General features: G+C 72.7%; 23 protein-coding genes and 1 pseudogene. 15 read left to right on the top strand and 9 right to left on the bottom strand.

Features of this window, described 5'->3' with window-relative positions; genetic code table 11:
• Positions 1-71 precede the first annotated feature (71 nt).
• On the top strand, positions 72-389 hold the full coding sequence (locus E1182_RS16065; protein ID WP_132265747.1) for a DivIVA domain-containing protein: 318 nt from the start codon (positions 72-74) through the stop codon (positions 387-389).
• Positions 389-652: a hypothetical protein gene (locus E1182_RS16060; RefSeq protein WP_132265745.1), complete on the top strand. Its 264-nt coding sequence runs from the start codon at positions 389-391 to the stop codon at positions 650-652. The genes E1182_RS16065 and E1182_RS16060 overlap by 1 nt, the downstream gene beginning before the upstream one ends.
• Positions 653-682: 30 nt before the next feature.
• Here the strand turns inward: E1182_RS16060 and E1182_RS16055 are convergent, their stop codons facing one another.
• A complete protein-coding gene (locus E1182_RS16055; protein WP_132265743.1) occupies positions 683-1,045 on the bottom strand; it encodes a PH domain-containing protein in 363 nt (120 codons plus the stop codon).
• A 98-nt stretch (positions 1,046-1,143) separates the two neighbouring features.
• Between E1182_RS16055 and E1182_RS16050 the strand changes: the two genes are divergently transcribed.
• A complete protein-coding gene (locus tag E1182_RS16050; RefSeq protein WP_132265741.1) occupies positions 1,144-2,208 on the top strand; it encodes a DUF4190 domain-containing protein in 1,065 nt (354 codons plus the stop codon).
• A gap of 90 nt (positions 2,209-2,298) precedes the next feature.
• On the opposite strand, the gene E1182_RS16045 is transcribed toward E1182_RS16050, so the two are convergent.
• Positions 2,299-2,607, bottom strand: coding sequence for a 4a-hydroxytetrahydrobiopterin dehydratase (locus E1182_RS16045; protein WP_132265739.1), 309 nt, complete (start codon positions 2,605-2,607; stop codon positions 2,299-2,301).
• A 183-nt stretch (positions 2,608-2,790) separates the two neighbouring features.
• On the opposite strand from E1182_RS16045, the gene E1182_RS16040 reads away from it, so the two are divergent.
• Positions 2,791-3,237 carry a (deoxy)nucleoside triphosphate pyrophosphohydrolase gene (locus E1182_RS16040; protein WP_132265737.1) on the top strand — a complete coding sequence of 149 codons (447 nt, stop codon included), beginning with the start codon at positions 2,791-2,793 and terminating at the stop codon, positions 3,235-3,237.
• Between the two features lie 70 nt (positions 3,238-3,307).
• Here the strand turns inward: E1182_RS16040 and E1182_RS16035 are convergent, their stop codons facing one another.
• The 4 genes from E1182_RS16035 to E1182_RS16020 form a co-directional block, all read right to left on the bottom strand.
• On the bottom strand, positions 3,308-4,405 hold the full coding sequence (locus E1182_RS16035) for a succinate dehydrogenase/fumarate reductase iron-sulfur subunit (protein ID WP_132265735.1): 1,098 nt from the start codon (positions 4,403-4,405) through the stop codon (positions 3,308-3,310).
• Between the two features lie 2 nt (positions 4,406-4,407).
• Positions 4,408-6,321: a fumarate reductase/succinate dehydrogenase flavoprotein subunit gene (locus E1182_RS16030; protein WP_132265733.1), complete on the bottom strand. Its 1,914-nt coding sequence runs from the start codon at positions 6,319-6,321 to the stop codon at positions 4,408-4,410.
• A gap of 13 nt (positions 6,322-6,334) precedes the next feature.
• A complete protein-coding gene (locus E1182_RS16025) occupies positions 6,335-7,141 on the bottom strand; it encodes a hypothetical protein (protein ID WP_132265731.1) in 807 nt (268 codons plus the stop codon).
• 237 nt (positions 7,142-7,378) lie between these two features.
• Positions 7,379-9,517, bottom strand: a complete 2,139-nt coding sequence (locus E1182_RS16020; protein ID WP_132265729.1) for a S9 family peptidase — start codon at positions 9,515-9,517, stop codon at positions 7,379-7,381.
• 85 nt (positions 9,518-9,602) lie between these two features.
• On the opposite strand from E1182_RS16020, the gene mshB reads away from it, so the two are divergent.
• From mshB to E1182_RS16005, 3 genes are all read left to right on the top strand, one after another.
• Positions 9,603-10,526 carry an N-acetyl-1-D-myo-inositol-2-amino-2-deoxy-alpha-D-glucopyranoside deacetylase gene (mshB, locus tag E1182_RS16015; protein WP_132265727.1) on the top strand — a complete coding sequence of 308 codons (924 nt, stop codon included), beginning with the start codon at positions 9,603-9,605 and terminating at the stop codon, positions 10,524-10,526.
• A 17-nt stretch (positions 10,527-10,543) separates the two neighbouring features.
• Positions 10,544-10,984 carry a hypothetical protein gene (locus E1182_RS16010; RefSeq protein ID WP_132265725.1) on the top strand — a complete coding sequence of 147 codons (441 nt, stop codon included), beginning with the start codon at positions 10,544-10,546 and terminating at the stop codon, positions 10,982-10,984.
• Between the two features lie 81 nt (positions 10,985-11,065).
• A complete protein-coding gene (locus E1182_RS16005; RefSeq protein WP_132265722.1) occupies positions 11,066-11,530 on the top strand; it encodes a hypothetical protein in 465 nt (154 codons plus the stop codon).
• A gap of 112 nt (positions 11,531-11,642) precedes the next feature.
• On the opposite strand, the gene E1182_RS16000 is transcribed toward E1182_RS16005, so the two are convergent.
• A complete protein-coding gene (locus E1182_RS16000; protein ID WP_132265720.1) occupies positions 11,643-12,605 on the bottom strand; it encodes a GNAT family N-acetyltransferase in 963 nt (320 codons plus the stop codon).
• A gap of 79 nt (positions 12,606-12,684) precedes the next feature.
• Between E1182_RS16000 and fdxA the strand changes: the two genes are divergently transcribed.
• The 5 genes from fdxA to E1182_RS15975 all read left to right on the top strand — a co-directional run bounded on the left by fdxA (position 12,685) and on the right by E1182_RS15975 (position 19,526).
• Positions 12,685-13,011: a ferredoxin gene (gene fdxA / locus E1182_RS32255; RefSeq protein ID WP_089005361.1), complete on the top strand. Its 327-nt coding sequence runs from the start codon at positions 12,685-12,687 to the stop codon at positions 13,009-13,011.
• On the top strand, positions 13,008-14,123 hold the full coding sequence (dapC, locus tag E1182_RS15990) for a succinyldiaminopimelate transaminase (RefSeq protein ID WP_305792129.1): 1,116 nt from the start codon (positions 13,008-13,010) through the stop codon (positions 14,121-14,123). Before fdxA ends, dapC begins: the two co-directional genes overlap by 4 nt.
• 178 nt (positions 14,124-14,301) lie before the next feature.
• The gene (locus E1182_RS15985) at positions 14,302-15,348 is read left to right on the top strand and encodes a prephenate dehydrogenase/arogenate dehydrogenase family protein (RefSeq protein ID WP_132265715.1); all 1,047 of its coding nucleotides are present in this window, start codon (positions 14,302-14,304) and stop codon (positions 15,346-15,348) included.
• Between the two features lie 5 nt (positions 15,349-15,353).
• A complete protein-coding gene (locus E1182_RS15980; protein ID WP_132265712.1) occupies positions 15,354-16,013 on the top strand; it encodes a nucleoside/nucleotide kinase family protein in 660 nt (219 codons plus the stop codon).
• 120 nt (positions 16,014-16,133) lie between these two features.
• Positions 16,134-19,526 (top strand): S8 family serine peptidase, encoded by a 3,393-nt coding sequence (locus E1182_RS15975; RefSeq protein WP_243706238.1) that lies wholly within the window; start codon positions 16,134-16,136, stop codon positions 19,524-19,526.
• 71 nt (positions 19,527-19,597) lie between these two features.
• On the opposite strand, the gene dapD is transcribed toward E1182_RS15975, so the two are convergent.
• The gene (gene dapD, locus E1182_RS15970) at positions 19,598-20,554 is read right to left on the bottom strand and encodes a 2,3,4,5-tetrahydropyridine-2,6-dicarboxylate N-succinyltransferase (RefSeq protein WP_132265710.1); all 957 of its coding nucleotides are present in this window, start codon (positions 20,552-20,554) and stop codon (positions 19,598-19,600) included.
• Between the two features lie 132 nt (positions 20,555-20,686).
• Here dapD and dapE point away from each other — a divergent pair, with 132 nt between their 5' ends.
• Positions 20,687-21,760: a succinyl-diaminopimelate desuccinylase gene (gene dapE / locus E1182_RS15965; protein WP_132265707.1), complete on the top strand. Its 1,074-nt coding sequence runs from the start codon at positions 20,687-20,689 to the stop codon at positions 21,758-21,760.
• A 179-nt stretch (positions 21,761-21,939) separates the two neighbouring features.
• Here dapE and E1182_RS31140 read toward each other — a convergent pair whose 3' ends face one another.
• On the bottom strand, positions 21,940-22,101 hold the full coding sequence (locus E1182_RS31140; protein ID WP_165942624.1) for a hypothetical protein: 162 nt from the start codon (positions 22,099-22,101) through the stop codon (positions 21,940-21,942).
• A 152-nt stretch (positions 22,102-22,253) separates the two neighbouring features.
• Here E1182_RS31140 and E1182_RS15960 point away from each other — a divergent pair.
• Together E1182_RS15960 and E1182_RS15955 are read left to right on the top strand one after the other, a co-directional pair.
• Positions 22,254-23,075 (top strand): annotated as a pseudogene (locus E1182_RS15960) (TIGR00730 family Rossman fold protein); the annotation flags it as partial.
• Positions 23,076-23,196: 121 nt separating this feature from the next.
• The coding region (locus E1182_RS15955) for a TIGR00730 family Rossman fold protein (RefSeq protein ID WP_132265703.1) at positions 23,197-23,730 on the top strand (534 nt) is incomplete at its 3' end.

Raw genomic sequence — 23,730 nt, 5'->3', positions numbered from 1 at the left:
GGGGTGGCCCGCCCGTGCGCGGCGGGCGGGTGCGGCCACCCCATCCATCCCACGACGGCGAGGTGGACCTCATGCGTGTCCCGTTCCGACGGCCCGGCCGAAACCAGCGGCCGGAGGGAGCCCACCGGCCCGACGGGGCCTACCGCTCGTCGGCGTACCTGCCGCTGCTGCCCTGGCAGGTGCGGCAGCGGCGGTTCCGTCCGGCCCGGTTCGGCCGGCGCGGCCTCGACCCGGACGAGGTGCAGGCGTTCCTCGACCGGGTGGCCGGCGACCTCGACGCGGTCTACCAGGCGCTGCGGGAGAGTCGGCTGGAGACGGCACGGATCAAGGACGCCCTGCGCCGCTGGCAGTCCGAGCAGGCGCGCCGGATCAACGCAGGTCGGTGGTGATGGTGGTCGAGCGGGAGCGGTACGTCGTACACCTGCCGGTGCGTGCCGCCGACCTGGCCGGCGCGGTACGACTAGCCCGGGTGCTGGCCCGGTGGGCGGGGGTGCTCTCCCCGGCCGACCCGGGGGAGACGACCGTCTCGGCGGAGGACGAGCAGGCCATACGTCACCGGGTCTTCTGCGACCTGCGGATGCCCGCTGGCCGGCGGTGCCTGCTCCGCGCCGACCACGACGGCCCCTGCTCCCGCCGACTCACCCGGCATTGACCGCCACCGAACCGCCGCCCCCTGGCCGGGTCAGGAGATGTAGTGCAGGATGACGTTGTGCACGTGGTGGCTCTTCTGGGAGCCGCGGAACTCCACCTCGTACGTGTGGGTGCCGACGTGGATGGCGATCGCCCCGGTGGAGAAGAACGACCCGCCCCACGACTTGTTGCTGACCACGCTCACGCTGGTGATCTTCGAGTACGGGATGCTGGTGATCGCGTACCGCTTGCCGACGAAGGACCGGTCCTGGATGATCACTCGACGGTCGGTCAGCCCGATGAAGCCGGTGCCGGTGCCGATGGCGTCGTAGACGGCGATGATCTGCTCGCCGTCGAGCAGTCCACTCTGGATCTGCTGGAACTGCTCCTTGCGGTCATACGTCGCATTGGCCATGGATCCACGGTAGGCAGCCGGCGCCAGCACCGGCGGCCGGTGACGGGGCGGTCGGCTACTCTGCACGCCGCAGAGCGGACACGGGGAGGAAGCGGGACATGACCGGGGACGACAGGCCGGGCCGTCCTGTGCCACCCGCCGTGCCGGAGGCCACCGACGGCGGATGGGAGCCGTGGGCGGGCCACCGGACGCGGACGAACCGGACGGCCGTCGCCGCCTTCGTCCTCGGCCTGCTCGGTGGCGTGTTCGGGCTGGTCCTCGGGCTGGTCGCGCTCGTCCAGATTCGTCGGTCCGGGCAGCGGGGGCGGGGCTTCGCCGTCGCCGGCCTGGTGCTCTGCGCGGCCTGGGCGTTCGCGGCGATGCTGGTGGTGACCGGGCTGCCGTTCCGCTCCGGCCCGCAGGAGAGCGGCGTCCAGGCCCTGCGGACGGGGGACTGCTTCCGCGTCGGCGACGCCCCGGCGGGTACGCGCACCGCGCCGGACCGGATCACCACGGTCGCCTGCACCGAACCGCACGACGGGGAGCTGATCGACCATCTGCCCGGCTACGCGCGGTACCCCGGTGAGGCGTACCCGGGCAGCGCCGCGCTCTCCGCCCGGGCGGAGAGCGAATGCCGGCGGCAGCAGCGCAGCTACGTCCTCGATCCGCTGTCGCTCCCGGCCGACGTGCGGCTGCGCTGGTACGTCCCGTCCCGCGTCGAGTGGGAGAGCGCCCCGCGGATCACCTGCTACCTGGCCGCCGGTGGGCAGCCGTTGACCCGTCCGCTGCGCCAGGACGCCACGGTGCTCCGCCCGGAGCAGTACACGTACCTGATGGCGGTTCGCGAGTTCAACGAGGCCCGTGCCGTCCTCGCCGCCGAAGGGCCGACCGCCGCGCCGGCCGAACTGCGGGCGATGGTGGAGCGGGCCGGCTCGGCGAACGCCAGCATGTGGCTCACCCTGAGCGGGGCGGCCTGGCCGGCGCAGGCCCGGGAACCGGTCGAGAAGCTGATCGCCGAGTCCCAGGGGGCGGCGATGGCCTGGCTGCGCGCGGAGCAGGCTCCCGACCGGGAGCAGATGCTGCGGCTGGCGGCGCAGGCCGAGCAGCGCCGCGACCCGCAGACCGACCTGGCCGTACGCCAAGCCCTGGGATTGTCCACCGCGCAGGGCGACCCGGCCCGCTGAACCGGCGGTAGGCTGACGACGGAGTCGACCGTCAGGTCGACGTGGACGGGGGTCGGCGATGGACACCTGCCACGGAGGCGCGAGCTGCCCTCAGTGCTCGGTGACGGCTCGGTACGCGTCCTCGATGCGGGCGGCCAGGAGAACCTCGCCCTCGGTCAACGGCTCGCCGTCGCCGTGCCCGACCCGAATCTGCGTCTCACGATCCCGCCGGCTGATCTCGGGGCGCAGCCGCAGCGCGTCGGCCACCACCTTGACCCGTTCGGTCAGTGCCGCGTGCTGGGTGTCGTCCATGACGAGGGTACGGCGAATCTGCTCACCCTCGCGGGTCCAGCCGCTGAGCAGCGTCAACGCGTCGCTGAGATAGTCGTGCTTGGCCCGGCTGCTGAACAGCGCGCGCATCACCGCACCTCCCAGGCGTCGTTGCCGGCTTGTGGCCAAATCGTCGCCGTCCCGTGTCCTTGTGATGCTTTCCAGTCTGTCGGGGAGACACCGGTGTGTCCACGCCCACACTTCCGTGTTCTGCTGACCTGATGGCCGGGCTAGGTACCCGAATCGCCGATTGATCTGGCACGCTGGACGCCCGTGCGGACCGAACGGGTAGACGGAAACGGACAGGCCGAGCGGCGCGAGCCGAAGGTCATCGTCGGCGCGGCGATCATCTCCGGAGGGCGGGTGCTGGCCTGCGCGCGGTCCGCGCCCCCCGAGGTGGCCGGCCGGTACGAGTTCCCCGGCGGCAAGGTCGAGCCGGGGGAGAGCGAGGTGGCCGCCCTGGTCCGCGAGTGCGCCGAGGAACTGGCGGTGCGGGTGGCGATCGGGGACCGGGTCGGCGGCGATGTCCGGATGGCCCACGGGCGCTCGGTGCTCAAGGTGTACACCGCCCGGCTGCTGCACGGGGACCAGCCGCAGGCGCTGGAGCACTCCGCCATGCGCTGGCTCTCCGCCACCGAGCTGGACACCGTCACCTGGCTGCCCGCCGACGCTCCCATCGTGGCCGCCCTCCGCCCCCTCCTGCTCGCCGCCGCTTTCTGATCAGTGCCCACAGACGCCGACGGGGGTCGGCGGCGTCAGCCGCAGGCCCCCGTCAACGTGGTGGTGCTGCTCAGTGCTTCTCGTCCTGGCTCGGGTGGGCGAAGTTGAGGTGCTCCGGAGGCAGCGGGAAGGTCACGTCGTCACCGAACGGCGACGGTGCCGCCGCCCGGTCGAAGGTCAGCTCCGTCAGCGGCAGCTTGCCGCTGGCGTCCACCGCCGGGGCGGTCGGGTGCGGGACCTCACGGTGCCAGTTCACACCCTTCTGGGCCTGTACCTCGGCGCTCGGGTCGCCCGAACCCCCGCCGTGCGAGTGGACCCCGACCTGCCGAACGCCGCTGTGCACCACGGACTCCTTTCCCGCGCTGCCCGCGGTGCTCTGGGGCTCCTGACCCCGACGGAAGATCTTGCTACCAAGCCACACGAGGGGATCGTACCTGCGGTCGACGACCCGTTCCTTCATGGGGATGATCGCGTTGTCGGTGATCTTGATGTGCTCGGGGCAGACCTCCGTGCAGCACTTCGTGATATTGCAGAAGCCGAGGCCCTGCTCCGCCTGCGCGTACTCCCGGCGGTCGGTTCGCGCGTCCAACGGGTGCATGTCCAGCTCGGCGGCCCGGATGAAGTACCGCGGCCCGGAGAACGCCGGCTTGTTCTCCTCGTGGTCGCGGATCACGTGGCAGACGTTCTGGCACAGGAAGCACTCGATGCACTTGCGGAACTCCTGCGAGCGTTCCACGTCGACCTGCTGCATCCGGTAGTCGCCCGGCGCCACGCCCTCCGGCGGGGCGAAGGCCGGGGTCTCCCGTGCCTTCTCGTAGTTGAAGGAGACGTCGGTGACCAGATCCCGGATGACCGGGAAGGTGCGCAGCGGCGTCACCGTGACCGTCTCGTCCTCGGTGAAGGTGGACATCCGGGTCATGCAGCTCAACCGCGGCTTGCCGTTGATCTCCATCGAGCAGGAGCCGCACTTGCCCGCCTTGCAGTTCCAGCGGCAGGCCAGGTCCGGCGCGTCGGTGGCCTGCAGTCGGTGGATCACGTCGAGGACCACCTCGCCCTCGTTCACCTCGACGGTGTAGTCGCGCAGGTCGCCGCCGTTCTCGTCGCCCCGCCAGATGCGGAACCGTCGCTTCGCGCCCGGCTTGCCGGCCGGGGAACCGTTGTCACCCATCCTCAGCGCTCCTCCTCGGTGACGGCGTCGAACTCCGCGAGCTCCTCGTCGGTCAGGTACTTGGCCAGCTCGGCGCGGTCGAAGAGGCCGACCAACTCCGGCCGCATCTTCGGCAGCGGCTTGTGCGTCAGGCGTACGGTGTCGCCGTCCAGCGCGCAGACCAGGTTCACCCGCCGCCACTTCGGGTCCATCGCCGGGAAGTCCTCCCGGGTGTGCCCGCCGCGGGACTCCTGCCGCTCCAGCGCCGCCATCGCGGTGCACTCGGAGACGACCAGCATGTTGCGCAGGTCCAGCGCCAGGTGCCAGCCCGGGTTGTACCGCCGGCCGCCGCTCGCGCTGACCTTGGCCACCCGCTCGCGCAGCTCCGCGAGCCGGCGCAGGGCATCCTCCAGCTCGCCCTGCCGGCGGATGATCCCCACCAGATCCCCCATCACCGCCTGCAGGTCCTGCTGGAGGGTGTACGGGCTCTCGCCGGTGTCCCGCTGCAGGGGCGCCAGCGCCGTCTCCACCGCGGCCTCCACCGCGCTGATCGACACCCTCGGGCGGGAGGCCAACTGCTCGGTGTACGACGCCGCGTGCCCACCGGCCCGCTTACCGAAGACCAGCAGGTCGGACAGGGAGTTCCCGCCGAGCCGGTTGGAGCCGTGCATGCCGCCGGAGACCTCGCCGGCGGCGAAGAGGCCGCGCACCGTCCCGGCCGCCGCCCCGGAGTCCGGGTCCACCTCGACGCCGCCCATCACGTAGTGGCAGGTCGGGCCGACCTCCATCGGCTCCTTCGTGATGTCGACGTCGGCCAGCTCCTTGAACTGGTGGTACATCGACGGCAGGCGACGGCGGATCTCATCGGCCGACTTGCGAGAGGCGATGTCCAGGTAGACGCCGCCGGCCGGCGTACCCCGACCGGCCTTGACCTCGCTGTTGATCGCGCGGGCGACCTCGTCGCGGGGCAGCAGCTCCGGCGGACGCCGGTTGTTGTCCGGGTCGGCGTACCAGCGGTCCGCCTCGGCCTCGTTGTCCGCGTACTGCTTGCGGAACACGTCCGGCACGTAGTCGAACATGAACCGCTTGCCCTCGGAGTTCTTCAGGACACCGCCGTCACCGCGGACCGACTCGGTGACCAGGATGCCCTTCACCGAGGGTGGCCAGACCATGCCGGTCGGGTGGAACTGGAGGAACTCCATGTTGATCAGCGTCGCCCCGGCCCGCAGCGCCAGCGCGTGCCCGTCCCCGGTGTACTCCCACGAGTTCGAGGTGACCTTGTACGACCGGCCCACGCCACCGGTGGCCAGCACCACCGCCGGTGCCTCGAAGAGGACGAACTCGCCGGACTCCCGGTAGTAGCCGAACGCGCCGGCTATCCGGTCCCCGTCGAGCAGCAGCTCGGTGATGGTCGTCTCGGAGAAGACCTTGATCCGGGCCTCGTAGTCGCCGAGATCGCGCTTGTCCTCCTGCTGGAGGGAGACGATCTTCTGCTGGAGGGTGCGGATCAGCTCCAGGCCGGTCCGGTCGCCGACGTGCGCCAGCCGGGGGTACTCGTGGCCGCCGAAGTTGCGCTGGGAGATCTTGCCGTCCTTGGTGCGGTCGAAGAGCGCACCGTACGTCTCCAGCTCCCAGATCCGCTGCGGCGACTCCTTGGCGTGCAGCTCGGCCATCCGGAAGTTGTTCAGGAACTTGCCGCCGCGCATGGTGTCGCGGAAGTGCACCTGCCAGTTGTCCCGGCTGTTGACGTTGCCCATGGCGGCGGCCGCGCCACCCTCGGCCATCACCGTGTGCGCCTTGCCGAACAGGGACTTCGAGATGATCGCCGTCTTCCGGCCGGCCAGCCGGGCCTCGATCGCCGCGCGCAGACCGGCGCCGCCGGCCCCGATCACGACGACATCGTAGTGGTGTCGTTCGATGCGAGTGGTAGTCGTCATGTCCAGGCGCCCTCTAGTTGATGAACCGCAGGTCGTCGATCCACTCGGCCGCCACCGCCATGACGTAGAAGTCGGTGAGGGCGAGGGTGCCGAGGGTGATCCAGGCGAGCTGCATGTGCCGGACGTTCAGCTTGGACACGAACGTCCAGGCTTGGTAGCGCACCGGGCTTGTGGAGAAGTGCTTGAGCCGACCGCCGATGATGTGTCGGCAGGAGTGGCAGGAGATGGTGTACGCCCAGAGCATCACCACGTTGCCGAGCAGGATGATGTTGCCCAGCCCGAACCCGAGGCCCTTCGGGGAGTGGAAGGCCAGGATCGCGTCCCAGGTGTTGATCAGCGAGATGATCGCGGCGGCGTAGAAGAAGTAGCGGTGCAGGTTCTGCCCGAGCAGCGGGAACCGGGTCTCGCCGCTGTAGGCCTTGTGCCCGTCCGGCACCGCGCAGGCCGGGGGCGACAGCCAGAACGACCGGTAGTACGCCTTGCGGTAGTAGTAGCAGGTGAGCCGGAACAGCAGCAGGAACGGCAGGGTCAACGCCGCGTCCGGAACGATCCACCAGCCGGGCAGGAACCGGCCGAAGTGCGAGGCGCCCTCGACGCACCGGTCGGTCACACAGGGGGAGTAGAACGGGGTCAGGTAGTGGTACGACTCGACCCAGTACCACTTGTGCATGAAGACCCGGACCGTCGCGTACGCCACCCAGGCGGTGAGGCCGACGACGGTCAGCAGGGGGGCGAGCCACCAGCGGTCCGTCCGCAATGTCCTCGCCGCGATCGCGGCGCGTGCCCGCGCTCCCCGCGGCCGCATTGCCGTTGATGTCATTCCAGTCTCCCTGACGGGCCCCGCAAGGGGGCGGCGGGTCACCTTCCGTACCGGTCAGCGGACCGGCCAGACCGCGTCCGCTGCCACCTCTCGCGCACACCAACGACCGCGCCGGAACACCGGCGCAGCTAAGTGACACACGTTACGCCGATCTCCACGATCCGGCCGCGCAACGCAGTGTCCCGTGTGTCCCGCACGTTGGAAAGACCCGGACCATGATCAATGTCTGGTGGGCGGCTACAGGTGCCGGCGGAGGAAGTCCAGCTCCAGGCGGAGCAGGCGCTCCGACACCCCACCCGCCGCCAGGTGCGTCGCCCCGGTCAGCGGCAACACCGCGTGCGGCCGGCCGGTGGACAGCAGCGCCGCCGAGAGCCGCAGCGTGTGCGCGGCCAGCACGTTGTCGTCGGCCATGCCGTGCACCAGCAACAGCGGCCGGGCCTGCTCCGTGGCGACCACCGGCTCGGCGGCCAGCTCCACCAACGAGTGGTGGGCGTAGACGTCGATCCCGTCGTCCGGCATCCCCAGGTAGCGCTCCGTGTAGGCGGTGTCGTACAGGGACCAGTCGGTGATCGGGGCACCGGCGATCCCACAGCGGAACAGCTCCGGATGACGCAGCACCGCCAACCCGGCCAGCCACCCCCCGAACGACCGGCCGCGCACCGCCACCCGGTCCAGGTCCAGGTCCGGGTGCTTGTCGGCCAGCGCGGTCAGCGCGTCGATCTGGTCGGCCAGGATCACGTCGGCCATCCGCCGGTGGATTGCCTTCTCGAACGAGGGGGCCACCCCCGCCGTACCCCGGTTGTCGATCGTCACCACGGCGAAGCCCTGCTCGGCCCACCACTGCCGCTCCAGCCAGGCCGCCCGGGCGGCCACCACCTCCTGGTGACCGGGGCCGCCGTAGACGTCCAACAGCACCGGCAGCCGGGTGCCCTTGACGTGATCGGTCGGGTACAGCACCCCGGTCGGCAGTCGCCGGTCGGTCACCCGGACCAGCGTCGGCCGCGGCGCGTACGGCGGGGTTGCCGCCAGCGACCGCAGCCGGGCAACCTCCCCGTCGCCGCGCCACACCGACCAGGTGGTGCCCGGGTCGTCCAGGGTGGCGGTGCCGACCACCAGCACGTCCCCGCCGACGGCGGCGGTGTGCCAACCGGGAGTGCCGCTCATCCGCCGGGTGTCCACCCCACCGCCGATCGTGGTCCGCACCCGGAACAGGTGGCGCTGGCTCGGCTCGCCCTCGCTCGCCTCGACCAGCAGGTCGGCCGGGCCGCCGCCGGTCGGCAGCCGTCCCACCACCCGGCGGACGTACAGCGACGGCGGGGTGAGCAGGGTTCCGTCGGCGAACAGGCAACGGGCGTCGTACCCGTCGTGGGCCAGCTCGCCGCCGACCAGCACCCGGCCGTCCGGCAGGTGCGCCGGGGTACCCGGGATCGGCTCCACCCAGCGCGGGTCGGCCAGCTCGGCGTGCACCTGCGTCTCCCCGGTTCGCGGGTCGACCGCCAGCACCAGACCGTGCTGCTGCGAGCGACGCAGCACGGTGATCAGCGGCCCGCCGTCGGCCCAGGTCACCGACGCCAGGTAGGGGTAGGTCTCCCGGTCCCAGTGCACGTCGACCCAGCCGCCGTCGAGGTCGAGCAGGTGCAGGCTGACCTCGGCGTTCGGGCCGCCCGCCCGCGGGTACGCGACGCTGGCCGGTGGGCTCGCCGGGTCGGTGGGATCGTGCAGGTACCAGCGCGGCAGTCGGCTCTCGTCGACCCGGGCGGCCAGCACCGACCGGCCGTCCGGGGCCCACCAGTAGCCGCGGAACCGGTGGAACTCCTCGGCCGCCACGTGCTCGGCCAGCCCCCAGGTCACCCCGGAGTCCTCCCCGGCCAGCAGGTTGTCGGCGCCGTCGGGCTCGATGACGCGCAACTCGCCCCGGCGGACCCCCTCGGCGGCGTCCGTGACGTACGCCAGCCGCTCGCCGGTCGGATCGGGGCGCGGATCGAGCACCGGCCCGACGGTGTGCACCTCGACCACGTCGCCGTGCACCAGGTCGGCCCGGAACAGCCGGCCGGCCAGCGGGAAGACCGCCATCCGACCCGCCGCGTCCAGCGCGTACGAGCCGATGCCGCCGGTGTTCAGGCGTTGCCGTTCGCGCAACGCCCGTTCCCCGGGCGAAAGCACCGCCGGGTCGTCCCCGCCCAGCAGCGCGGCCGGGTCGGCGATCAGCCGTTCCTCGCCGGTCGCCACGTCCAGCGCCCAGAGCGCCTCGGTCGGGTCCTCCGGGCCGCCCGAGCGGAGGAAGACCACCCGGGAGCCGTCGTCGGCCACGGTGACGGCGCGCGGCGCCCCGTGGCTGAACCGACGGGTACGGGCGGCCAGCTCGGGAAAGTCCACGCCTCGGATGGTAGGTGCGGCCCTGGTGGGATGTGGCCGACCTGAGGGACGCGTAACCGTCGGCGGACCAGAACCGCCGGTTAGAGTGACGCTCGTGACGACGCTGCCCGACCGACGCCTGTTGCTGGTCCACGCGCACCCCGACGACGAGTCCATCGGCACCGGATCGACGATGGCGCACTACGCCGCCACCGGCGCCCACGTCACGCTGGTGACCTGCACCCTCGGCGAGGAGGGCGAGATCCACGTACCGGAGCTGGCCCAGCTCGCCGCGGCCGAGGCCGACCAGCTCGGCGGCTACCGGATCGGCGAGCTGGCCGCCGCCTGCGCCGCGCTCGGCGTCACCGACCACCGCTTCCTCGGTGGGGCTGGCCGCTACCGCGACTCCGGCATGATGGGGCTGGCCACCAACGGCCATCCCCGCGCCTTCTGGCAGGCCGACCTGGACGAGGCCGCCGGGCACCTGGTGGAGATCATGCGCGAGGTCCGTCCGCAGGTCATGATCACGTACGACCCGAACGGCTTCTACGGCCATCCCGACCACATCCAGGCCCACCGGGTGGCGATGCGGGCGCACGAGCTGGCGTCCGCGCAGGGCTGCGCCCCGGCCAAGGTCTACTGGACGGCCATGCCGCGCAGCGTGCTGGAAGCCGGCCTGTTCGCCTTCGTCGAGGCGTCGGACAACCCCTTCGCGGGCATCAGCAGCGCCGACGAGCTGCCCTTCGGTACCCCGGACGACGAGATCGCCGCCCGCATCGACGCCACCGACCAGCACGCCGCCAAGGAGGCGGCGATGCGCGCCCACGCCACCCAGATCCCGGCCACCTCGTGGCTCTACTCCATCGCCGGCAACTTCGGCGCCGAGTTCATGGGGGTGGAGTACTTCACCCTCGCGGTGGGGGAGAAGGGTCCAGGCGCGGGCCGGTACGGCTGGGAGGCCGACCTCTTCGCCGGCTTGGCGGCGGAGCGGCCGGACCGTTCCTCGGCCGCGACGGCCGGACTCCGGTGACCCTGCCCGCCGCGCCGATGCCCCTCGTGGAGCAGGAGACCGTTGCGCCGCCACCGCCGGGCGCGGGGTACCGCCTGGCCGACCGGGCCCTGCGGGTGGCCGGCGGCATCGTCTCGGCCGCCGGCGGGGTGCTCGCCGCCGTGCTCGGGCTGGTGCTGGCTCCGGTACGGGTCGACGGTCACCTGGTCGGGGTGTCGGTGCCGGTGACCATCGCCGCCGCGATCGTGCTGAGCTGGTTCGCGTACGTGACAGTCGGCCGGACGTGGGCGCTGGCGCTGCCCGCGCTGCCCTGGTTCGCGCTGATGGCGATGGGGGCGGTCCGGACGGCCGAGGGTGACCTGCTGCTGACCGGGGACAACTGGGTCGGGCTGGCGATGATCACGGCCGGCGCGATGACCTTCGCGGTGATGGCGTTCCGCCGGATCGTCAGCTCGCCGCAGCGCGGTCACCACGGGTGATGACGGCACTCAGGGTGTGGTGGTAGACATTCCTGCCAGAAGGCCCGCCGCAGGGGCGGGCGGTACGGCGGGAGGCGTGCGATGAAGGATCGGTGGCGCGCGGTCGGTGTGCTGGCGGGAGCGCTGTTCGCGGTCAACGTGGTGGCTCGGGTGATCATCAAGCTCGGCTTCGACGGCAACGACACCGCCGCCGACCGGGTCTCGCTCGGCATGTTCGTGGTGATCGGGACGGCCCTTGCCGCGATCGTCTTCGTGCAGGGGCGGACCCGTCCGGCCGGATCCTGGGGTGCCGACGTGGGCGCGGCGGTGGCGATCGCGCTGGCGTTGACCGTGCTGGTCGGGCCGCTGCTGGTCGGCAACAACCCGTTCGGCGGGGGTGCCGGGCTGTTCTTCGCCCAGATCTGGCTGTACCTGCTGGCCGCCGGCGCCGGTGTGGCCATCGGCTACCTGGTGTTGACCGCGCTCGGCCTCGATCACCGTTCCCAGCAGCTCAAGCGGTACGCCGAGATTAAGGCGGCGAAGCCCCGCCGGGTCGTCCGGCGCTGACCGGCCCCGCAGGGGCGGCCGGCTCCGTCCCGGCGTTGATCGACTCCGTGTGCGGCGATCGGTGCTGTCCTGGTCAGGGCATAGCGCCGTTTGCCGCAAACGGAGTCGATCATCAGGCGGGTGGAGCGACCCGGGTCAGGTAGGTGTGGTGGGTGGTGAAGCCGAGCCCCCGGTAGAGCGCCACCGCAGCCGGGTTGCGCTGCTCCACCTGGAGGAAGGCCCGGGTGGCGCCCTCCGCGCGGGCCCAGTCGGCCAGTGCGCCGACCACCCGCCTGGCCAGCCCTCGCCGCCGTGCCTCGGGCACCACCTCGATCAGGCTGAGCCCCAGCCAACGCCCCTGCCCGGTGATCGTGCCCCGACCCGTCGCGAGCAGCCTGCCGTCGGCGTACACCTGGGCGAAGCGGACCCGGCCCACGGCGGTCAGCACGTGCCGGGCAGAGTCCGGCAGGCCACCCTTGCGGTCGGCGGCGATCGCCAGCCAGTCCTCCGACGGGGCGGTCGCCAGCTCGACCAGCGGCGTGTCGGCGGCCAGCGGCGGAGCCGGCAGCGGTGCGGCCAGCGACGCGGTCTGCACCAACACCAGCGGCCGGGCCGTCCACCCCCGGGCGTCCAGTTCCGCGCCGACCGGGGTGGCCAGCGGCAGCGGGGTGTTGACCATGGCCGGCTGGCCGAGGTCGGCGTACCAGCGCAGCACCGCGTCGACCGCCTCGGGCAGCGGCCGGTCCGGGTCGCCGACCGGCAGGGCGGAGTTGGCCCGGCCGCTCCAGCCCTCGGCGGAACGCAACAGCCAGCCGCCGAGCCGGCCCCGTACCGCCGCCGGCCAGGCCTCGTCGGCGGCCAGCTCCAACTCGACGACGGCGGCGGCGGTGGGCCGCCGGGTCGCCGGCACCCGCTTGGCCCGGTGCACCTCGTCCAGCGCCACCCGCAGCCGACCCTGGGCCGTGGCCAGCGTCAGGTGCGTGCCGGTCAGCTCGACCAGTTCGCCGAGGGCGTCCGAGAAGAGCGGCCGGCCGGCACGCTCACCCACGACCCGCCGGACCACGATCCGGTGTCCCACGTCCTGCTGTCGGAGCACGATCGACCTCCTCCCCGGCGAGATACTAGGCTCTTAGCGTCGCGGGTGATCGCGACGAGTCTTGCGGAGGAGAAGACCGGTGACCTACATCATCGCCGAGCCGTGCGTCGATGTGCTCGACAAGGCATGCATCGAGGAGTGCCCGGTCGACTGCATTTACGAGGGCAATCGGATGCTCTACATCCACCCCGACGAGTGCGTCGACTGCGGTGCCTGTGAGCCGGTCTGCCCGGTCGAGGCCATCTTCTACGAGGACGACGTCCCGGAGCAGTGGAAGGACTACACCGGGGCCAACTACGAGTTCTTCGAGGACCTGGGCTCGCCGGGTGGCGCGTCGAAGATCGGCAAGGTGGAGAAGGACGCCTCCTTCGTCGCCGCCCAGCCGCCGCGCGGAGAGGGCCACTGAACCGCCCCGCGCCGGTTTCGGCACGGCTGCCCGAGTTCACCTGGGACACGCTGGACGCCGCTGCCACCCTGGCCGCGGCGCACCCGGACGGCCTGATCAACCTCTCGATGGGCACGCCGGTCGACCCGGTGCCGCCGGTGATCCGGCAGGCGCTGGCGGACGCGTCCGACGCCCCGGGGTATCCGCTGACCGCGGGTACCCCGGCACTGCGCGACGCCATCGCCGCCTGGGTGGCCCGGGTCTGCGGCGCCGGCCTCGACGGGTTGGGCGTCCTGCCGACGATCGGTTCCAAGGAACTGGTCGCCTGGCTGCCCACCCTGCTCGGGATCGGCCCCGGTGACGTGGTGGTGGTGCCGTCGATCGCGTATCCCACCTACGAGGACGGGGTCCGGCTCGCCGGTGCCACCACCGTCCGCGCCGACTCGCTCACCGCCGTCGGCCCGACCTCGCGGGTACGCCTGGTCTGGGTCAACTCGCCGGGGAACCCCACCGGCCGGGTGCTGCCCGCCGCGCACCTGCGCAAGGTGGTCGACTGGGCCAGGCAGCGCGGCGCGGTGGTGGCCAGCGACGAGTGCTACCTGCCACTGGGCTGGACCCCCGACGCCGAGCCGGTGTCGGTGCTCTCGCCCGAGGTGTGCGGCGGGTCGTACGACTCGGTGCTGGCGGTGCACTCGCTGTCCAAACGTTCCAACCTGGCGGGCTACCGCGCCGGGTTCGTCGCCGGTGACCCGGCGCTGGTCGCCGAGCTGCTCAGGGTCCGCAAGCACGCCGGCATGATCGTCCCGGCGCCGGTGCAGGCCGCCATGGTGGCCGCGCTGACCGACCAGGCGCACGCCGACGAGCAGCGGGAACGCTACCGGGCGCGGCGGGAGACGCTGTTCGCCGCGTTCACCCGGGCGGGCTTCACGGTCGAACACTCCGAGGCCGGGCTCTACCTGTGGATGACCCGCGGGGAGAACTGCTGGGACACCGTCGACTGGCTGGCTCGCCGGGGCATCCTGGTCGCCGCCGGCGTCTTCTACGGCCCGACCGGCGCCCGACACGTCCGGGCGGCGCTCACCGAGTCCGACGCACACGTCGCGGCGGTCGCCGCCCGGCTCGCCCAACCCTGACCGTCCCGCCGCCGACGAGGCCCGCGAGTTCGCGCATCCCGTCCGCGGCGTGGCGGGACGAGGCCAGGGCCGCTCCTGTGGGCTGACCGGCGTACCGGTCAGGTCGGGGCGATATCCTCGGCCGGACCTGGTTCGGGGCCGTCGGCCCCGCGCCGGAGCGGGACGGCGAGGTGTGCGGATGGTGGGCAGGGCCGGGGCGCGGATGCGGGCGGCGGTGGTCGGTACCGGCCTGATCGGCGGGTCCGTGCTGCTCCGGCTGCGCGCCGCCGGTCTCGACGTGGCCGGCTGGGATCCGGACGAGGCGACCCGCCGGCAGGCGCGGCAGGCCGGCGTACGGACCCCGGACGGGATGGTCGAGGCGGTGGCCGACCGGGACGTGGTCTTCCTGTGCGGGCCACTGCCGACCCTGCCCGGCACGCTGCTGGAGGTGGCGGCGGCCACCCCGGCCGGCTGCCTGCTGACCGATGTCGGGAGCACCAAGGCGGAGCTTGCCGCGTTCGCCGCCGAGCGGGGGCTGACCCACCGGTTCGTCCCCGGTCATCCGATGGCCGGCACCGACCGGGCCGGTCTCACCGCGGCGCTGCCGGAACTCTTCGACGACGCCGCCTGGGTGCTCTGCCCAGCGCCCGGGCCGGGCCTGGCCGCGTTCCGCCGGCTCGCCGCCCTGCTGATGGAGGTCTTCGCCGCCCGGGTGGTGCCGCTCGCGGCCGACCGGCACGACACCGTCGTCGCGCTCGCCTCGCACGTGCCGCACCTGCTCGCCGGGGCGCTGGCCGGTGCGGCCGAACGCTCGCCGCTGCGGGACGCGGTGCTGTCGCTGGCCGCCGGCAGCTTCCGCGACGGCAGCCGGGTGGCCGGCACCCCACCGGAGCGTACGGCGAACATGCTGCTCGGCAATCGGGCCGAGGTGCTGGCCGCGCTGGCGTCGGTGACCGCCTTCCTCGACGAGTTGGCCGGCGCGCTGCGCGACGGCGACCGGGCCACGTTGACCGCGCGGTACGCCGATGGTCGCTCCGCCCGGGCCGCGCTGGCCGCCCGGCCGACGGCCGAGGTGCGCCGCCGTTTCCCGCTCGCCGGCTCCGCCGGGGAACTGCGTTTCCTGCATGAGCTGGGCGCGGCCGGCGGGCACCTGCACGGCTGCCGGACCGTCGGCGACGAGGTGGAATACCTGGGCCGCCGGTTGGTCGTGGAGACACGCGACCGGCCCGTCCCGCCGTTAGGGTGAGGGGCGTGACGGACGGACCGGTCGAGGCGTCGGTACTGGCGCTCGACGATCTGGTGGCCCGAGCGCGTGCCCTGGCCGACGCCGGGCCCCGGCAGCTGCTCGGTATCGCCGGGGCGCCCGGTGCCGGGAAGTCGACCCTGGCCGAGCGGATCGTGGCGGCGGTCGGTCCGGCGGCCCGGCTGGTCCCGATGGACGGCTTCCACCTGGCGCAGTCGGCACTGGCGCGGTTGGGTCGGGCCGACCGCAAGGGCGCTGTGGACACGTTCGACGCCAACGGGTACGTCTCGCTGCTGCGTCGGTTGCACCGCAAGGAGCCGACCTCGGTCTGGGCGCCGGCGTTCCGGCGGGACATCGAGGAGCCGGTCGCCGGCGCGATCGAGGTGCCGCCCTCGGTTCGCCTGGTGGTCACCGAAGGTAACTATCTGTTGTTCACCGACCCGCCGTGGGACGAGGTCCGGTCGTTGCTGCACGAGGTGTGGTTTCTCGACCTGGACGCGCGGCTGCGGCAGCGCCGGCTGGTCGCCCGGCACGAGGCGTACGGGCGGTCGCCGGCCGAGGCGGCGGCCTGGGTGCACGGCAGCGACGAGGCGAACGCCGCGCTGGTCGCCCGCACCGCCGACCGGGCCGATCTGGTGGTACGCCTCGCCGACGCCCTGCCCGGGTGACGGGTCATCCCCGGCGCGGTCGTCGGGGTTGACGACCCGGCACGGTCTCCACTGTGTCCGAAGAATGTCATTTCCCGGCCTTCATTTTACATACTGAGTATGTAATTCTGAGCCTCGTCAATGCGACTTCCCGCAGTGATGACGCACGACGAGGAGGATCCGTTGCACGTGAGAAGAAGGAGAACGGCCGCACTCGGCCTCGCGGTCGGTCTGGCGGTGACCACGCCCGCCGCCGCGTCGGCCGCCGCTCCGGCCGGCTCCCCGGCCGCCCGACCCGCCGTGCCATCGGCGACCGCGATCGGAAAACACACCGTCACCCTGCTGACCGGCGACCGGGTCACCGTCACCGCTGGCGGCAGAACCTCCGTCCAGCCCGGCCCCGGCCGGGAGAAGATGCCGTTCCTGGTACGCCGCGAGCGCGGACACCTCTCGGTGGTGCCGCAGGACGCGGTCGCGCTGATCCGGGCCAACCGGGTCGACCCGCGACTGTTCGACGTCACCGGCCTGATCGACGCCGGCTACGACGACGCGCGCCGCGACGACCTGCCGCTGCTGGTGTCGTACGGCTCCGGCGCGGCACGACGCGGCGTGGCCGCGCTGCCCGGCACCCGGGTGACGCGGGACCTGCCGCCCATCGGTGGCGCGGCGGTCAGCGCCGGCAAGTCCTCCACCGCGGCTGTCTGGTCCACCGTCACCACGGGAACGTCCGGGGCCCGGCTCGGCGCGGCGGGGGGCGTCGAACGGATCTGGCTCGACGGCCGTCGCCAGCCCACTCTCGACCACACCGTTCCGCAGATCGGCGCGCCCGCCGCCTGGTCCGCCGGCCTCACCGGCAAGGGCGTGACCGTCGCGGTGCTCGACACCGGCGTCGACGCCACCCACCCCGACCTGTCCGGCAAGATCGCCGAGGCTCGCAACTTCAGCGAGGTCGACGACAGCCGGGACACGGTCGGGCACGGCACCCACGTCGCGGGGACCATCGCCGGCAGCGGCGCGGCCTCCGGCGGCCGGTACAAGGGCGTCGCGCCCGACGCCAGCCTGTTGGACGGCAAGGTCTGCGAGGACGCCGGCTGCTCCGAATCCGCGATCCTGGCCGGGATGCAGTGGGCGGCCGTCGAGAAGCGGGCCGCCGTGATCAACATGAGCCTCGGCGGCATGGACACCCCCGAGATCGACCCGCTGGAGGAGGCGGTCGGGACGCTCACCGAGCAGACCGGCACCCTCTTCGTCATCGCCGCCGGCAACGACGGCGCTGATGGCTCGGTCGGCTCCCCGGCCAGCGCCGACGCCGCGCTCGCCGTGGGCGCGGTGGACCGCGCCGACGACCTCGCCGACTTCAGCAGCCGAGGGCCCCGCGTCGGTGACGACGCGCTGAAGCCCGAGATCACCGCGCCCGGCGTGGACGTGGTGGCCGCCCGGTCGGCGCACGGCCAGATCGGCGACCCGGTGGGGGAGCGCTACGTCACCCTCTCCGGCACCTCGATGGCCACCCCGCACGTTGCCGGCTCGGCGGCGCTGCTCGCCCAGCGGCACCCCGCCTGGAAGGCCGGGCAGCTCAAGTCGACCCTGATGGCCGCCGCCAAGCCACACCCGGCGCAGACGGCGTACCAGCAGGGCGCCGGACGGGTGGACGTGGCCCGGGCGATCAGCCAGCAGGTGACCAGCGACCCGGCCAGCGTGTCCTTCGGCCGCACGCTCTGGCCGCACCACGACGACGCGCCGGTCACCCGTAAGGTCAGCTGGCGCAACACCGGCCCGGCCCCGGTCACCCTCGACCTGACCGTCCAGGCCAGCGGCCCCGAGGGGAAGGCCGCCCCGAGCGGCATGTTCGCCCTCGGCGCGCAGCGGATCACCGTGCCGGCCGGCGGGCACGCCGAGACCACCGTCACCGTGGACACCCGGCTCGGCGGTGCCGACGGCTACTGGACCGGCCGGATCCTCGCCCGCAGCGGGACGACCGTCGCGGTCACCCCGATGGCCGTGCACCGCGAGGTGGAGAGCTACACCGTCACCATCAAGCACCTCGGCCGCGACGGCACGCCCGACGGGGACGGCCGCAGCAGCCTGTACGGGCTGGCGGGCTTCAGCATGTACGAGGTCGCCGGGCCCGACGGGGTCGGGCAGGTGCGGGTGCCCAAGGGGCGGTACGGGCTCAACAGCGTCTTCTTCGAACCCAACCCCGACGGCGAGACGGGCCGGCTCAGCATGCTGGCCCAGCCCGAACTGCTGGTCGACCGGGACCGGGAGATCGTCGTCGCCGTACGCGGTGCCGCGCCGGTGACGATGACGGTGCCGCAGGCCGACGCGCAGCTGGCGCTGGCCGCGGTCAACGCCGAGTTCCGGGCCGACGACGGCAGTTCGTACGGCGTCGGCCTGCTCGCCGACTCCTTCGCCAACCTGGCCACCGGACAACTGGGCGCCACCATGTCGGCGGACCGGTTCGTCTCCAGCATCGACGGCCAGTGGGCCGCGCTGGGCGGCAAGCACAGCCCGTACCTGTACGCGGTGAGCGAGGCGTTCCCCGGCCGGTTGCCCACCGGGTTCGTCCGCCACTACCGCAAGGCCGACCTGGCCACCGTCAAGCACACCTTCCGCGACATCTACCCCGGGCTGCAGGCCGAGCGCGTGGTCTTCCCGGACAACGGCTACAACACGGGCGGCTGGGGCGTCGTGCTCCCCACCGACGTGCCGGGCGAGCGCGTCGAGCACTACAGCACCAACAGGATGCGGTGGACCTCCGAGTTGCGGTTCGGCCGCCCCAGCCCGGAAGGGTGGCTGGACACCGAGGCGATCCTGGAGTCCCCGCCCACCGCGTACAAGGCGCGGCGGACGGTCGACGAGACCTGGGGCGCCGCCCCGCTCGGGCCCTCCGCGCTGCCCACCCGGTGGGTCTTCCCGAGCGTCGGTCGACTCGGTGATCTGATCTTCGCCGGGGTGCCGATGTTCAGCGACGCCGCCGGCCACCCCGGGCACTCGGTCACCGACGGGGGCCGCACCGCGCTGTGGCGCAACGGGAAGCTGGTCGGCGAGACCGACGGCGCCGGGTACGGCGAGTTCGAGGTGCCCGCCGCGGCGGCCGACTACAAGCTGACCGTCTCGGCGACCCGCAGCCTGAGTGACCTGGGCACCGAGGTGGAATCCACCTGGACCTTCCGGTCCAAGCACGCCACCGGCGAGAATCCGCTGGCGTTGCCGGTGTCGGCGATCGGCTTCCGGCCGCGGCTGGCGGCCGACAACAGCGCCCCGGCGGGCCGGTCGTTCACCATCCCGATCGACGTGCGCCGACAGGACGGCGCGGGTACGGCCCGGGTGAAGAGCCTGACCGTCGACGCCTCGTTCGACGGGGGGAAGACCTGGGTCAAGGCCGGCGTGGTGCAGGTCCCCCGGCACGGGTGGGCGGCAGTGGTCAACCACCCGGCCGCCGCCGGATACGTGTCCCTGCGGGCCACCGCCCAGGACACCGACGGCAACACCGTGACCACCCGGATCATCCAGGCGTACCGCCTGAGGTGAGCCGGTCCCGACCGGGCCCGCGGGCCCGGTCGGGGTCGTGACCGGGGTCGGGGCGCACGCCCCGGTCCCGGTCAGTCGTTGGCGTGCAGGGCGGCGTTCAGCTCGATGCCCCGGCCGGTGCGCGGCCTCGCCTCCAACGCCCCGGTGACCGAGTTGCGCCAGAAGAGCAGCCCATCCACGCCGGAGAGCTCGCGGGCCTTGACCACCCGCCCGTCCGGCAACGTGATCTTCGAGCCGGCGGTGACGTAGCAGCCGGCCTCGACCACACAGTCGTCGCCGAGGGAGATGCCGATGCCGGCGTTCGCGCCGACCAGGCTCCGCTCGCCGATGCGCACCTTCTCGGTGCCGCCGCCGGAGAGGGTGCCCATGATCGAGGCGCCCGCCCCGATGTCCGACCCGTCGCCGACCACCACACCCTGCACGATCCGGCCCTCCACCATCGAGGTGCCCAGGGTGCCGGCGTTGAAGTTGCAGAAGCCCTCGTGCATCACGGTGGTCCCGGCGGCCAGGTGCGCGCCGAGCCGGACCCGGTCCGCGTCGGCGATCCGCACCCCCGAGGGGACCACGTAGTCGGTCATCCGGGGGAACTTGTCCACCCCGTACACCGCCAGGTGGCGGCCGGCGGCCCGCTCGATCACCCGCAGCTCGTCCACCCGCTCCGGCGGGCACGGCCCGGCCGAGGTCCAGGCCACGTTGGCCAGCTTGCCGAAGATGCCGTCCAGGTTCAGCTCGTTGGGCCGCACCATGCGGTGGGAGAGCAGGTGCAGGCGCAGGTACGCGTCGGCGGCGTCCTTGATCGGGTCGTCCAGGGAACCGATCACGGTGACCACCTGGACCGTACGCAGGCCGGGCAGCGCGCGGTCGCCGATCGCGCCGGGCGGCAGGTCGAGCACGTCGGCCTGGTCCTCCCCGGGGACCAGCGGCAACTCGCCGAGTCCCAGCTTGCCGGTCGGGTACCAGGTGTCGAGGACCTGGTCCTCACCGGTGACGGTGGCCAGGCCGATACCCCAGGCGGATTCCGACGTCACGTGCTCTCCCTCTCGCTCGTCGACGGCGCGGGCCGGTACGCCGCGCGGGCTTCCGCGCCGGAGCGTCCCACGCCATCCGCGCCGGAACGCTTGCTTCTCGCGCCCACCGACCCTGAAGGTACCGTGCGAGACATGCAGAACCCGCTGACCCCCGAGGTACTGGCCGATCCGGTGGCGCTGACCCGCGCCCTGGTCGACATCGAGTCCGTCTCCCGCAACGAGAAGGCGATCGCCGACTGCGTGGAGGAGGTGCTGCGGGGAGTGCCACACCTGGCGACCTTCCGGCACGGCAACACGGTGATGGCCCGCACCGAGTTGGGGCGGGACACCCGTGTGGTGCTCGCCGGGCACCTCGACACCGTCCCGTTGAACGGCAACTTCCCGTCGACCATGCGCGGCGACCTGATGTACGGCTGCGGCACCTCGGACATGAAGTCGGGGGTGGCGTTCGCGCTGCACCTGGCTGTCACCCTGCCGGACCCACGCTACGACGTGACGTACTTCTTCTACGAGGCCGAGGAGATCGAGTCCCGGTACAACGGGCTCACCCTCGTGGCCGAGGAGCACCCGGAGTGGTTGCAGGCGGACTTCGCGGTGTTGCTGGAGCCGACGTACGGCATCGTGGAGGCCGGCTGCCAGGGCACCATGCGGGCGGTCGTCACCACGTACGGCGAGCGGGCCCACGCCGCCCGGTCCTGGCGCGGGGTGAACGCCATCCACGGCGCGGGCGAGGTGCTGCGGCGACTCGCCGGATACCAGGCCCGCCGGGTGACCATCGACGGCTGTGACTACCGCGAAGGGCTGAACGCGGTCCGGATCACCGGCGGCGTCGCCGGCAACGTCATTCCGGACCGGTGCGAGATCGAGGTCAACTACCGGTACGCCCCGGACCGTGACCCGGTGGCGGCCGAGGCGCACCTGCGCGAGGTCTTCGCCGGCTTCGACCTGGCGGTGACGGACGCGGCTCCCGGAGCGGCCCCGGGCCTGGGCGCGCCCGCCGCGCAGGAGTTCCTCGCCGCGGTGGGTGCGGCGCCGATCGGCAAGCTGGGCTGGACGGACGTGGCCCGGTTCGCGGCGATGGGGATTCCGGCGTTGAACTTCGGGCCCGGCGATCCCAACCTGGCCCACCACCGGGACGAGCATGTCGAGATCACCAAGATCCGCGACGGCGCCGCCACCCTCCACCGCTGGCTCGCCCCGGCCTGATCGTCGCGGCGGACAAGTCCGCCCGGGCTACCTGTCCTGGCCCGGCCGCCCTCCCTGCCCGGATCGGTTTGCTCCGGCCGCCACCGCCGGGCCGGACCTGCCCCACGGACGGCGCGAGGCCCCGGCGGTCAGCGACCGCGGGGCCCCGTGGTGGTCGGTGGCCGGCCGGACGAGGCCGGTCAGGCGCTGGTCAACAGTGAGGTGTCGGTGGTGTCGGCGGATTCGGAGGCAGGCTCCGGCGCGGACTCCAGGGCGCGTGCACGGCGGCGCTCGGCCACCACGTCGCGGATGCGCCGCTGCATCTGTCGGCGGATCCGCATCCGCTCGTTGTTGCTGATCACGCTGGCTCCTCCCCCGAGAGCGCGGTCGGGGCATACCCGGTATGTGAATAGTAAGACGTACGAGCGAGCGAAATAGTTGCCCAAGATCACGAGTTTTTTCCTGCCTGTCACCTGGCCCACCCCGCAGGTGCGACTCCACTACGGTGGCTGGCATGAGCCAGAGCAACGGGAGACGACCGGGCCGCGACCCGGAGCGGCACCGCGGCGCCGTCACACTGCGTCGCGGGGCCATTCCGGACAGCACCGCCGATCAGCGGCTGCTGGACTCGCGCAGCCGCGGCGACTGGAAGACCAAGGACTCCTGGCGCGCGCTGCGGATCCTCTCCGAGTTCGTCGAGGGCTTCGACACCCTGGCCGACCTCCCGCCCGCGGTCAGCGTCTTCGGCTCGGCGCGCAGCCGGCCGGAGAGCCCGGAGTGCCGGATGGCCGAGGAGCTGGGGGCGGCCCTGGCCCGAGCCGGCTACGCGGTGATCACCGGCGGTGGGCCGGGCGTGATGGAGGCGGCCAACCGGGGTGCCCGTGAGGCCGGCGGGCTCTCCGTCGGACTGGGTATCGAACTCCCCTTCGAACAGGGACTCAACGAGTGGGTCGACCTGGCCATCGACTTCCGGTACTTCTTCGCCCGCAAGACCATGTTCGTCAAGTACGCCCAGGCATTCGTGGTGCTGCCCGGCGGCTTCGGGACGATGGACGAGCTGTTCGAGGCGCTCACCCTGGTGCAGACCGGCAAGGTGACCCGGTTCCCGGTGGTGCTGATGGGCACGACGTACTGGCGTGGACTGCTCGACTGGCTGCGCGACACCATGGCCGCCGAGGGCAAGATCGGTGCTGTCGACCTGGAACTGATCCGCCTCACCGACGACGTCAGCGCCGCCGTCCGACACATCGTCGAGGCCGAGGCGGCCCTCTCCGCCGAGCAGGAGGCGGTCCGCGCGGAATCCGTCGCGCTGACCGCCGCCGAGCAGCGGGCCGCCCGGCGGGCGGCGCAGGACATGCCGCGCGAGGTGGCGCAGGACGGGGCGGCGCAGGACGGTTCGCGCGGGCCGGCGCAGGGCGCGCCGGGTCGGGCCGCCGGGAACCGGGGGGACTGAGCGGGTGGCCGCCATCTGCGTTTTCTGCGCGTCCTCCCGTACCCTCGATCAGCGGTGGCTGGACCTGGCCGCCGAGACCGGCGCGGAACTCGCCCGGCGCGGGCACACGGTGGTCAGCGGCGGCGGTTGCGTCGGGATGATGGGCGCCCTGGCCGACGGTGCCCGGGCGGCCGGCGGGCGCACCCTGGGGATCATCCCGCAGTCCCTGGTCGACCTGGAGGTCGCCGACCTGGCCTCCGACGAGCTGCTGGTGACGGCGAGCATGGCGGACCGCAAGACCCTCATGATCGAGAAGTCGGACGCGTTCCTCACCCTGCCGGGCGGGCTCGGCACCCTGGACGAGCTCTTCGAGGTCTGGACCACCGCCACGCTGGCCCTGCACGCGAAACCGATGGTGCTGGTCGACACCGACGGTTTCTACCGGCCCCTGCTCGACTGGCTCGGCACCCTGACCGAGCAGACCTTCCTCAAACCGGCCGGCTTCGACCTGCTCACGGTGGCCCCCACCGTCCCCGAGGCGCTGGACGCCCTGCAACCC

This window comes from Micromonospora sp. KC721 (assembly GCF_004348355.1).
In the GTDB taxonomy this organism is placed as follows: domain Bacteria; phylum Actinomycetota; class Actinomycetes; order Mycobacteriales; family Micromonosporaceae; genus Micromonospora.
This window is presented reverse-complemented; position numbering and strand designations above follow the sequence as displayed.